This window comes from Microbacterium lacus (genome assembly GCF_039531105.1).
GTDB classification, from domain to species: Bacteria; Actinomycetota; Actinomycetes; order Actinomycetales; family Microbacteriaceae; genus Microbacterium; species Microbacterium lacus.
Window position 1 is genome coordinate 114,679 of record NZ_BAAAPK010000001.1, and the last position, 10,599, is coordinate 125,277.

General features: G+C 67.4%; 11 protein-coding genes and 1 tRNA gene. 6 read left to right on the forward strand and 6 right to left on the reverse strand.

Annotated elements, in window-relative coordinates:
* Positions 1 to 7: 7 nt before the first annotated feature.
* Together ABD197_RS00535 and ABD197_RS00540 are read right to left on the reverse strand one after the other, a co-directional pair.
* The gene (locus ABD197_RS00535) at positions 8 to 1,189 is read right to left on the reverse strand and encodes an ABC transporter substrate-binding protein (RefSeq protein ID WP_344050518.1); all 1,182 of its coding nucleotides are present in this window, start codon (positions 1,187 to 1,189) and stop codon (positions 8 to 10) included.
* A gap of 56 nt (positions 1,190 to 1,245) precedes the next feature.
* Complete coding sequence (locus tag ABD197_RS00540) at positions 1,246 to 2,319, reverse strand: ABC transporter ATP-binding protein (RefSeq protein WP_344050520.1); 1,074 nt, start codon at positions 2,317 to 2,319, stop codon at positions 1,246 to 1,248.
* 125 nt (positions 2,320 to 2,444) lie between these two features.
* Here ABD197_RS00540 and ABD197_RS00545 point away from each other — a divergent pair, with 125 nt between their 5' ends.
* Positions 2,445 to 3,221: a FadR/GntR family transcriptional regulator gene (locus ABD197_RS00545; protein WP_344050522.1), complete on the forward strand. Its 777-nt coding sequence runs from the start codon at positions 2,445 to 2,447 to the stop codon at positions 3,219 to 3,221.
* On the forward strand, positions 3,218 to 3,976 hold the full coding sequence (locus ABD197_RS00550; RefSeq protein WP_344050525.1) for a cache domain-containing protein: 759 nt from the start codon (positions 3,218 to 3,220) through the stop codon (positions 3,974 to 3,976). Before ABD197_RS00545 ends, ABD197_RS00550 begins: the two co-directional genes overlap by 4 nt.
* A 34-nt stretch (positions 3,977 to 4,010) precedes the next feature.
* Here ABD197_RS00550 and ABD197_RS00555 read toward each other — a convergent pair whose 3' ends face one another.
* From ABD197_RS00555 to ABD197_RS00565, 3 genes are all read right to left on the reverse strand, one after another.
* Positions 4,011 to 4,400, reverse strand: a complete 390-nt coding sequence (locus ABD197_RS00555; RefSeq protein WP_344050527.1) for a PPOX class F420-dependent oxidoreductase — start codon at positions 4,398 to 4,400, stop codon at positions 4,011 to 4,013.
* The gene (gene dcd / locus ABD197_RS00560) at positions 4,393 to 4,998 is read right to left on the reverse strand and encodes a dCTP deaminase (RefSeq protein WP_344050529.1); all 606 of its coding nucleotides are present in this window, start codon (positions 4,996 to 4,998) and stop codon (positions 4,393 to 4,395) included. The genes ABD197_RS00555 and dcd overlap by 8 nt, the downstream gene beginning before the upstream one ends.
* Positions 4,999 to 5,112: 114 nt before the next feature.
* Positions 5,113 to 6,330 (reverse strand): low temperature requirement protein A, encoded by a 1,218-nt coding sequence (locus tag ABD197_RS00565; RefSeq protein WP_344050531.1) that lies wholly within the window; start codon positions 6,328 to 6,330, stop codon positions 5,113 to 5,115.
* A 76-nt stretch (positions 6,331 to 6,406) separates the two neighbouring features.
* On the opposite strand from ABD197_RS00565, the gene ABD197_RS00570 reads away from it, so the two are divergent.
* Positions 6,407 to 6,480, forward strand: a tRNA-Gly gene (locus tag ABD197_RS00570).
* Positions 6,481 to 6,592: 112 nt separating this feature from the next.
* Entirely contained in the window at positions 6,593 to 7,801 is a 1,209-nt protein-coding gene (locus ABD197_RS00575) for a tyrosine-type recombinase/integrase (RefSeq protein ID WP_344050533.1), read from the forward strand.
* 715 nt (positions 7,802 to 8,516) lie between these two features.
* Here ABD197_RS00575 and ABD197_RS00580 read toward each other — a convergent pair.
* A complete protein-coding gene (locus ABD197_RS00580) occupies positions 8,517 to 8,834 on the reverse strand; it encodes a winged helix-turn-helix transcriptional regulator (protein ID WP_344050535.1) in 318 nt (105 codons plus the stop codon).
* 384 nt (positions 8,835 to 9,218) lie between these two features.
* Here ABD197_RS00580 and ABD197_RS00585 point away from each other — a divergent pair, with 384 nt between their 5' ends.
* Both ABD197_RS00585 and ABD197_RS00590 read left to right on the forward strand, forming a co-directional pair.
* Positions 9,219 to 9,962 carry a hypothetical protein gene (locus tag ABD197_RS00585; RefSeq protein ID WP_344050537.1) on the forward strand — a complete coding sequence of 248 codons (744 nt, stop codon included), beginning with the start codon at positions 9,219 to 9,221 and terminating at the stop codon, positions 9,960 to 9,962.
* 1 nt (position 9,963) lies between these two features.
* The gene (locus ABD197_RS00590; RefSeq protein ID WP_344050539.1) at positions 9,964 to 10,581 is read left to right on the forward strand and encodes a M23 family metallopeptidase; all 618 of its coding nucleotides are present in this window, start codon (positions 9,964 to 9,966) and stop codon (positions 10,579 to 10,581) included.
* The last annotated feature ends 18 nt before the right edge of the window (positions 10,582 to 10,599 follow it).

Consider the following 10,599-nt stretch of genomic DNA (forward strand, 5'->3'; position numbering starts at 1 on the left):
GAAGGGGTCAGCCCTTGATCTCGGACCAGGCTTCGGTCCAGGTGGAGTAGTCGACGCACTCCACGTCGGTGCGACCGTCGACGCACTCCGCGATCGGCGTGGTCCAATACCAGATCTGCGACGCGTACTCGGCGTCACCGGCGTGGTACGCCTCGCAGTCGTCACGGAAGTTGCACGCCTCCTGGCTGGAGGGCGCCTCGCCGAAGTAGGCCGTGGCCGCCGCATTCGTCTCGGGGCTCGCGATCCAATCCAGCCACGCGTACGCGCAGTTCGGGCTCTTGGCCGCCGACGCGATCATCCAGGTGTCGGACCAGCCGGTCGCACCCTCTTCGGGCAGCACCACAGCGGTCGGCGCGCTCTCGCCTTCCAGGACGTTCTGGATGACCTGCCACGTGGTGCCCGCGACCGAGTCGCCGGTCTCGAACGCCGAGATCTCCTTCAGGTAGTCCGACCAGTACTCGCTGATGTGCGGGCGCTGCGCCTTCAGGAGGTCGACCGCCGCCTGGAACTGCTCCTCGTCCAGCGCGTACGGGTTCTCGATGCCGAGTTCGGGCTGGTGGGTCATCAGGTAGACCGCCGCGTCGGCGATGTAGATCGGCGAGTCGTACGCGGTGACCTTGCCGGTGTACTCCGACGCCTTGTCGAACACGATGTCCCAGGACGTGGGGGCCGGGGTGACGACCTCCGTGTTGTACAGGAGCAGGTTCGCGCCGTAGCCGTGGGGGACGCCGTACGAGACGCCGTCGACCGAGTTCCACGCCTGGTCCTTCAGGAAGTCGAAGATGCCGGCGTAGCTCGGGATCAGGTCGGTGTTCACCGGGGCGACGTCGCCGCCGGCGATCAGGCGCAGCGTCGCGTCGCCCGATGCCGCCACCACGTCGTAGTCGCCTGTCTTCATGAGGCTGACCGCTTCGTCGGAGGTGCCGTACGTCTTGGATTCGACCATGCATCCGGTCTGCTCCTCGAAGCCGGACACCCAGTCCACGGCGGGGTCGTTGCTGCCGTCCTCGACGTAGCCGGGCCACGCCAGGATCGAGACCGTGCCCTCCATCTCGCCGAGCTCGTCGGCGGCCTCGGTCGGACCGGCGCTGCCGCCCGAGCTCGTACCGCAGGCGGTGAGCGCGACGACCGCGCCGATCGCCAGGGTGGCGACGGCCGCGCCGCGCGCTCCCCGTGTGATGTGCCTCATAGTTCTTCCTCTCGGTGCTGCGAGCCGGGGCGGACGCCTCGGCGGATGATCCCGGGTCAGGTTCCCGGGGGGATCAGGGCGACGACGTCCTCGTCGTGCCAGCTCACGTGGACGCGGTCGCCGCGATCCGTCTCCTCCGACCGCGAGCGGTCGTTCCGTTCGAGCACGGTCACACGGAGTCCGGCATCCAGATCGATCACCCGACGGATGCCGCTGCCGACGTAGATCGTCTCGACGACGGTTCCCGGAGCCGAGCGCAGGCCGTCACCCATGCGCGGCTCGGAGGAGAGCGAGAGCTTCTCGGGACGGATCGTGTGCTCGCCCTCCCGGCCGATCAGGCTGCCGGAGCGCTCGGCGTCGAACAGGTTCGACGTGCCGACGAAGTCCGCAACGAAGCGCGAGGCCGGGCGCTCGTAGAGATCACGCGGGCTGCCGAGCTGTTCGATGCGCCCCGCGTTGAACACCGCGATCCGATCCGAGAGCGTGAGGGCCTCCTCCTGATCGTGCGTGACGAAGATGAATGTGATGCCGAGGTCGCGTTGGATCTGCTTGAGCTCGACCTGCATCTGCTCGCGCAGCTTGAGGTCGAGGGCACCCAGCGGCTCGTCCAGCAGCAGGACTTTGGGCTGCACGACCGTGGCCCTGGCCAGTGCGACGCGCTGCCGCTGCCCCCCGGACAGCTGCGAGGGCTTCCGATCGGCCATGTTCTCCAGCCGCACGCCCGCGAGGGCCTTCGCTGCGCGCTCCCGGCGCTCCTTGCGACCCACTCCTCGCACGCGCAGGCCGTACGCCACGTTGTCGAGCACGCTCATGTGCGGGAAGAGCGCGTAGTCCTGGAAGACCGTGTTCACGTCGCGGTCGAACGGCGCCTTGCCGGTGACGTCCTGTCCGAACAGCTCGATCGTGCCGGATGTCGGCCGCTCGAAACCGGCGATGAGCCGGAGCACCGTGGTCTTGCCCGAACCCGACGGGCCGAGCATCGAGAAGAACTCGCCGGGAGCGATCTCGAGGTCGACGTGATCGACGGCCGTGATCGCGCCGTGCACCGCGCTGAACTGCTTCGTCAGCCCGCGCAAGCGGATGGCCGGCGCGGCGGCGTCCGTGCGCGTGTTCGCTGTCTGATCCGTCATGACGATCCCCTTCGACGTCGGTGCTACTAAATCATATGGATCCATATGTCTAACAGTGGGTCTGCGTGTTACGGTCGTGTCACGGATGCCGGGTCCACTGTCTGACGCGAGGGAGCGCCGCACGCATGCCGAACCCGACGGGCCACCAGGACGCCGCCCGCTCCGTCGTGTTCGCTCCCCTGGACGGCTCCGGCAGAGCCGAGCTCGTGGAGCAGCGACTGACGGACGCGATCGTGTCCGGCGTGCTCCGCGACGGCGAACGCCTGCCGAGTGAGTCAGAGCTGTCGCGCAGTCTCGGCGTCGCCGTCGTCACCGCCCGCGAAGCGCTGGAGGGCATGCGTGATCGCGGTCTCGTGCGCACCCGCCGGGGACGCGACGGCGGCAGCTTCGTCACGTACGACCGGGATGCCGCGGCCCGACTGCTCGAGTCGCGTCTGCGCGGGCACTCCCGCATCGAGCTGCGCGATCTCGCTCTGCACGTCGGGGCGATCGCGGGAACGGCCGCGGAAGTCGCCGCTGACCGCGCGAGCGCGGACGACATCGAGTCGCTCCTGTCCGTCCACGAGGGCGCGGACTCCTCCACAGCCGGCGGTGCCCGGCGCGCGCTCGGGCGCTTCCGCCTCGAAGTGGCCGCGATCAGCCAGTCACCCCGGCTCGTGCGCGAAGAAGTGCGGCTGCAGAGCGAAGCAGGTCCCCTGCTCTGGCTGTGCCTGCGCGAGCGGGAGTACCGTGACCTCAGCATCGCCGGCAGGCTCGAGGTGATCGACGCGATCCGCGCCGCCGACCCGGGCGCCGCCCGCGCAGCGACGATCGCGCAGACGACGGCCGCCCTTGAGTGGCTGGTCGATGAGAAGGTGCGGCTCGAGGCGTCGGCGGACCGCACCGCGAAGGAGGACCCGTGACCACGACCGCAGCGCTCACTCCCGTGCAGATCGCCGATCGGGTGGCGAGCACGATCGACGAGCTGTTCGCACGCGTCGACCGCTGGCGTGACACGCTCGAGGAGCACCTCACCGCCGATCCGTCCCCGAGCGCGGCCGAGCTGGACCCGATCGTGCAGTCCTTCGCCGAACCCGCGCTCGCCGCGGACGGACTCGTCACCGGCAGCGGTTTCGTCGCCGCGCCGGGATTGCTCTCCGACGCGCACTGGCACCTGGCGTGGTGGCTGGGCGGAGTGCTCGGCATCCGGCGTCTCGCGACGATCGACGACCCTTCGAACGACCAGTTCCGCGATTACACGAGCCTGGAGTGGTGGCGGCTGCCCGCACGCACCGGGACGAGGCATGTCACCGGCCCGTACGTGGACTACGTGTGCACGGACGACTACACGGTGACGATCACGACACCGGTCTCGGTCGGGGGGAGGCTGCTCGGCGTGGTGGGGATGGACATGCTCGTGGACCGTCTGGAGCGGGAGCTGCTGCCGCTCCTGCGGTCCTCCGCAACGCCGGTCGCGGTCGTGAACGCCTCGGGCCGGGTGGTGACGGCGACGGACACGCGGCTCGAGCCGGGCTCGATCCTGCGCCGGGAGGGACTCGTCGACGCGCTGGAGCCCTTACGCGCACCCGTGCCGGCGGCGGTGCAGGCGCACCTGGCGGACGGTGCGGAGGTCATCGCGTGCGGCGACACGTCGCTCGCTCTGGTGGTGGGCCCCTGACCGCCCCGTCCCCTCGCGACGCAGCAGGGTCACGTCACGGGGTGAGCGTGATGCGGATGCCGACCGCGGCGTCCTGCCCGCCCCGGCGCACCGCGCGGCGGACGAAGAGCCTCCCGAGCCAGCCGTACTTGCGGCCGAGGGCGTCCTGCACGTGGATCGTGCCCGCCGTGTCGAGGAGCTCCGCCCGACCGGACACCGTCGCGCCGGTGACCTTGCCGCGCATGGTGCACGGCGCGACGGTCACCTCGCCCGAGCGGCGGATGCGCTTGACCTTGCCGCTCTCGCGCGCGGTCCACACCAGCAGCGCGCCCGCATCCTCGACCGACCACACCGGCGTCGGCACGGCTGTCCCATCGCGCTTGAACGTCGTCAGCTGCACGTACTTCGCTTCACGCACCGCGCGGAGCGCATCCGCCTCAGGCACCCGGGGCCCCGGCATCCGTCGTGCCGACGTCGGTCCGGTGGAAATTCTGGAACGAGCGCGACGCCGTCGGCCCGCGCTGCCCCTGATAGCGGTTGCCGTAGGGACCGGATCCGTAGGGGTTCTCGGTCGGCGAAGACAGCCGGAAGAAGCACAGCTGACCGATCTTCATGCCGGGCCAGAGCTTGATCGGCAGCGTCGCGACGTTCGAGAGCTCGAGGGTCACGTGACCCGAGAAGCCGGGGTCGATGAACCCCGCGGTCGAGTGGGTGAGCAGCCCGAGGCGCCCGAGCGAGGACTTGCCCTCCAGCCGCGCCGCGATGTCATCGGGGAGGGTGATGAGCTCGAACGTGCTGCCGAGCACGAACTCCCCCGGGTGCAGGATGAACGGCTCGTTCGCGGGCGTCTCGATGAGGTGCGTGAGCTCGGGCTGATCCTCGGCCGGGTCGATGAAGGGGTACTTGTGGTTGTCGAACAGCCGGAAGTACCGGTCGAGCCGGACGTCCACGCTCGACGGCTGCACCATCGCCGGGTCCCACGGGTCCAATCCGATGCGATTCGCAGTGATTTCGGCCCGGATGTCGCGGTCTGAGAGCAGCACGCGACCAGCCTAGGCGGCATCGCTGCGCACAACTCCTGCATTTCGGGCGCGCGGGCGCCGGCGACCCCCGGGATTCCGCGGCAGTCGCCGCCCGCCGCCTCCCAGATGCACGAGTTATGAGCGGCGCATCGCCTCGGCCCGTCGGTGCAGCGCGCTCTCGGTCAGCGCGATCGCGCCGGTGAGGGTGACGGCGATCACCAGCGCGGCGAGCGGCGGCACGACGGCGAGCACCGGGAGCGCCGCGAGCAGCACCACGGCTTCGACCGCCCGCATGATCGGGCGGCGCACGCCCACGAGCAGGGCGAAGACGACCGTTCCCCCGGCGAACATCGCGATGCCCGCCCCGAGCGCCGTGGCTCCGAACCAGCCGAACGGCTCGGCGTCGCCGACGTGCTTCATCGCGTCCTCGATACCGAGCGCGGTCACGATGATGCCCGCGATGATCACGAAGTGCGCGTACGAATATGCGTCCGCGCCGAGCCTCGCGCGCGCGTACTCGTCGCGTGCGGTCAGCGCATGCTCTCCCGCGGCGGCAAGGCGGGCGAAGTAGGACCACCACAGCAGCACCGACAAGACGACGGATGCCGCCGCCCCGAGCATGATGAACGGGTCGACCGGCTCGCGCGCGACTCCGACGCCGATCGCGACGATCGATTCGCCGAGGGCGAGGATCACCACGAGACCGTGGCGCTCTGCCCAGTGCTCGGCGGAGGGCAGTCGCCAGCCGCGGCCGAGCGCCGACCCGACCCACGTGGCGCCGAGGTCGTAGATCATGCCGGCGAGCCAGAGCCAGAGCTGGGCCTGCCCTCCGAGGAGTGCGCCGACGAAGATGAGCGTCACCGCGGGAATCAGAGCGATCAGGAAGATCAGCAGCTGCCGGCGCACCCCGCTGTCCTCGCGCGCGACCACGAGGTACAACGTCACGTGGATGATCCGCACGGCCGCATAGGCGGTGGCGAAGACGATGGGCCCGTTCCAGCCGCCCTCGAGGTCCTCGTACGCCTCCGGAATCGTGAGTGCGGCGATGAAGACCGCGATCATCGCGAGCGTCATGACCGTGCGCAGGAACGGCTGATCGGCCGAGGCCTGGTTCGAGATCCAGCTGTAGCCGACCCAGGTCCACCACATGAGCGACAGGATGATGAGCGCTTGGAGGATGCCGATCGCGCTGTGCGTCTCGGCCATGAGGCGCGACACCTGGGTGAAGGCGAAGACGTAGACCAGGTCGAAGAACAGCTCGAACGTCGTCACGCGGCTCGCGGACTGGGACGTCGCCGGGGGACGGATCGGGATGCGGCGCGAGGGGGCGCCGTCGCCTTCAGGGCGGCTCACACGGTCAGTGTAGGGCCGCCCCGGTAGGCGGTGGCGGGTTGTTGTTATGCTGGTCTGAACGCCTCCGGGTGTTTCCGGGGATGTAGTTCAATGGCAGAACTTCAGCTTCCCAAGCTGATAGCGCGGGTTCGATTCCCGTCATCCCCTCCACAAAACCCCCGGTTTTCCGGGGGTTTTCTCGTTTCCGGCAACACGTCACGCCATGTCGCGCCACAGCTATGTGTACACCTATGTGTACACCGCGCAGGCGTAGTCTGTAGCGATGCCGAAGGCTCGTGAGCATGGCCAGGGGGCGCTCTACTGGGTTCCGTCGCGGAAAATGTGGCGCGCAGTCATCGATATCGGCTTCGATCCGGCCACCGGAAGGCGGCTACAGAAGGCCCGGATGTCGAAAACGAAGGATGGGGCCGTCAAGAAGCTGAATCAGATGCTTCGGGAGAAGGAGTCGCTCGGAATCGTTCTCGATCGCTCCGTACGCGTAGGCGAACTAGCCAACGCCTGGCTTGAGGATGTCGGGCAGCGCGGGCGCCCGCGCACAATCGCCAATTACCGGTCGCACGTGAAGGCCAACATCAACCCGACCCTCGGGAACCGAATCGCCGCTGACCTCACGCCGGCGGACATCCGGCGCATGCACGCGGCGATGCGCCGGCGCGGCGTCGAAGACGCGACCGTCGCCGGCGCACATCGCACCCTCGTCACCCTGCTGGAGCACGCCAGAGCCGAACGGATAATTGCTGACAACATCGCAGCCCTCAATCCGCCCCGGAGGACGCGCGCATCGAAGTCCCGATCCTCGCTCTCCCGTGCCGAAGCGAAGTCTCTGCTCGAACTGGGCGACGCCCGGTGGACGACGGCCCTGCTCACCGGGCTGCGCAGCGGAGAGGCACGTGCACTCCGATGGTCAGAGCTTGATCTAGACGCCGGAGTCGCGAAAGTCTCGTGGTCGCTGACCGACGCGGAGTACGCGCACGGCTGCGCCGGAACGTGCGGGCGAAAGATTCCTGGCGCGTGCCCGGAGCGTCAACTCGTGCTGGCTCCCGACTTGGAATTCGAACACCTTGAAGGTCGCCACGTCATCGTGCGTCCGAAGAACAGCTCCGCGCGCGAAGTCCCTCTTACCGCAGATATGCGACGGCAGCTCGAGCAATTGCACTCCGCCCGGAGCGGGCCAAACAATCATGACTTGGTTTGGCCGCGTGAAAACGGAAGCCCCAAGACGAATGCAGACGACAACATTGACCTGCGCTCGGCACTCGCGCGAGCCGGAGTCGACCGCCCCACCGCCACCACACATTGGCTCCGTCACTCCTATGTGACGCTTTCGGAGCACGCGGGAATTCCCTGGGCTGCGTTCTCGGGCGTGAGCGGCCACAGCACTCCGGAAGCCTCCGATCCGTATCGCCATGTTCTCACCACAGAAGGCCGGCAGGCCGTTGAGAGCCTGGCAGCGTGGCTCGACGCGGACTGAGGACCAACCAGCTGACTGAACATCTTGAGGTCACGGGATCGACGCCCGTCGGAGCCACTGGGACCCTTGTGTGACTTCTACACACGGGGGTTTCTTCATGCCCTGATCAACAGCCATTTCCCGAGACGCGAGACTCATCGCCCACGCGCAGTCGCGATGCGGTCAGTGGCCTTTCCTGCGCGAAAGCAGAATCTTGTGCCGGGATTGTGCCGGGGGCTCAACGCAACCGGACCGTTCGCAGACGCGAATGCTCGTTGGCGCCGACCTACGAAGGTCCCCGGAGCAGCGTTACACCGCTGAACATTTCGACTGCCGGGCTTCGGCGGCCCGGTTATGGGCGGCAATCCTGAGACGTACCGTCACGGCATGAGCCTGGTGGAGCGATCAGATAGCCGCTGCGGACTCGCGTGTGCTTTCAGGCCACCGTGAGCAGCGACGAGCAGGCTGACGAGTGGCGTCCGCGCAGCGCGGGCGGCCGCTCGTCAGCTGGGAAGATCAATTGAGACGGCTTAGCACTGTTACTCGGTGATGGCATCCCGACGCGACTGGCCGGCAAGCGAACTCGAGCAGCAGCTTCAGGACGCGGAGATGGATATGTCGTCAGTCGGATCGGGGCGGGACTCTTCGCCAAGGTTGTTTGATCCGCGGTCAAGTCTGCCGACAATCGCGCGGCGGGTTGTCCCGCAGCTCTGTGTCGAGCTGTGAGCGCTGTCGGTTAGAACTCGCCGATCGCGAGTCCGAGTCGCAGGTAGAGGTCCGTGATGGCTTCGTCGTTTGCCCGGTACTTGACCCAAATACCGCGCCGCTCGCCCATGTTAGGGGGGTCAGCGATAACGAGGCCGGCTCGTTCGAGATCCGAAAGGTAGGCGTGAATCGTTGTTGACCGGACGCCGAGAGCCTCGGAAATGGAGGCCGAAGTCGCGTCTGGATTGGCGCGCAGGAAGCGGAGAACGCTGGTCCGGATGAGGTTTCCGAGGAGAGCGACCGGCTCTTGGGCCTCCTCGGACCCATTGGGTTGAGCGACTCTGGGCATGGCCCCCATTGTGGCAGTCGGACTTTAGAGCGTCGAGACAGCCAATCTTGTTTAGCCGTTTACTCCTCTCCAATATTCCTATAGCGTTTTCTTCATGAGCATGGCGGTGGTGCAGAGAACGGCTGGTTCTGCCGGTCGCGGGCGCGCGCTGTCCTCCGAAGTTCCTACAGACAACGCCCCCCTTTCGGGCGTAATGAGATCTCTGGCACAGTCGGGCCGAGCCACGTTTCCCCCCGCACGTCGAGCGCAACGGATTATCCACAGTCTTGCGGTCGAACCTTTTGGGTTGGCCGAGTTCGTGCTTAGGATGCCCGGACAGCGACCTTCGATCGTGCTCGCCCGCTCTTGGAATGTCGCCGCCCTGTTGCAGCGGGAAGGCGCACAATGATGTCGACACCGGGGTCGAACCGCAGTGGAATCGCGTGGGCGATCGCGGGCGGTGTCGTCTTGATTGCCGGGATCGTCGCCATCATCGTCGCCGCCCTGACGTCGCAGAGCTCACCACAGGAGGCACCGACACAGAGCTGGGGAGGGAGTTCCTCCACGCCCGCCGCTACCTCCGAAAGCCCCGTCGCAGAGGGCACTATGGTCGACGCCTCCGTACGGGAACGTGGGTGGATCGCGGAGCCGATCACCTCCGACGCGCAGACGTACATGGTGGCAGCGCTGCAAGCGGCATCCACGTTCGACACAACGAAGGCGCCTCGCGAGGACTGGCTGGGCTACCTCGATAACTGGTTCACCCCCGACACCAGATACACGGCCGGGGCTGATCAGCTCGCCGCGATGGAAGCCTCGCAGGTTGAGCTTCGCCAGGGCGTTGTTCTGCCCAAGGAGCAATGGGACGACCTGGCTCGTGAGGACGGGAGGGTGACCGCCAGTGTCGGCGAGATCGCGCTTGTACCTGTGACAGAGGATCCGTCGGGCGACATGTCGATCGGGACCGCGGACGTCACGCTCACGTTCACCCGCTCTGACGGTGCGGACGGTGAGGTTTCGTACGAGGAGCAGGTCCGGGTCAGCGTGCAGGTGCTCTGCGGCCCGGGCTCGGTCCCCACCTCGGGGACTAGGCAACGGTCCGGGGATTGCAAGGTGGTGCGGTACTTCACGGAGCCGTTGGAGCCCTGAGATGGGTGCCCCGGTCGCCGCCACCGCCGCTCTCGTCAAGACGAGAACGGGCCGGAAGATTGCGACCGGCGCTCTTGCCTTTGTGCTCCTCATCAACGCGCTGATTCTCACGCCGCTCATCGCGATCCCCCTCGCGGTTGCCGGCAGTGCAACGGCGAATGCTGTGTCATCGCCTGCCGGCGGTGGTCCCGTCGTGAGCGGCGAATGGGGATACCCGCTCTCTGGTGATTTTTCCAAGGGACGCGGATACGGATACAACCCCGTCGAGGGCTGCGGGTTCTGCTCAACCGACCACAAGGGCTACGACATGGCCCAAGGCTGCGGCGCAACCATCTACGCCGTCGGCCCCGGAACAGTCCTCACCGCCGGCGCCTACCAGGGATACGGGAACACGGTCCGCATCGACCACGGCAACAACCTGACCAGTCTCTACGGACACATGGAATGGGGCTCCCTCCGCGTCGCGGAAGGACAGTCCGTCACCGCAGGAACGCCGATCGGCGCGGAAGGTAACACCGGCAATTCCTTCGGCTGCCACTTGCATTTCGAACTTCGCGACTCCGGCACACCGATAGATCCGCAGCCCTTCATGGCCGCCCGCGGCCTCCCCCTGAAGTAGTCACCCATAAGGAGCGCA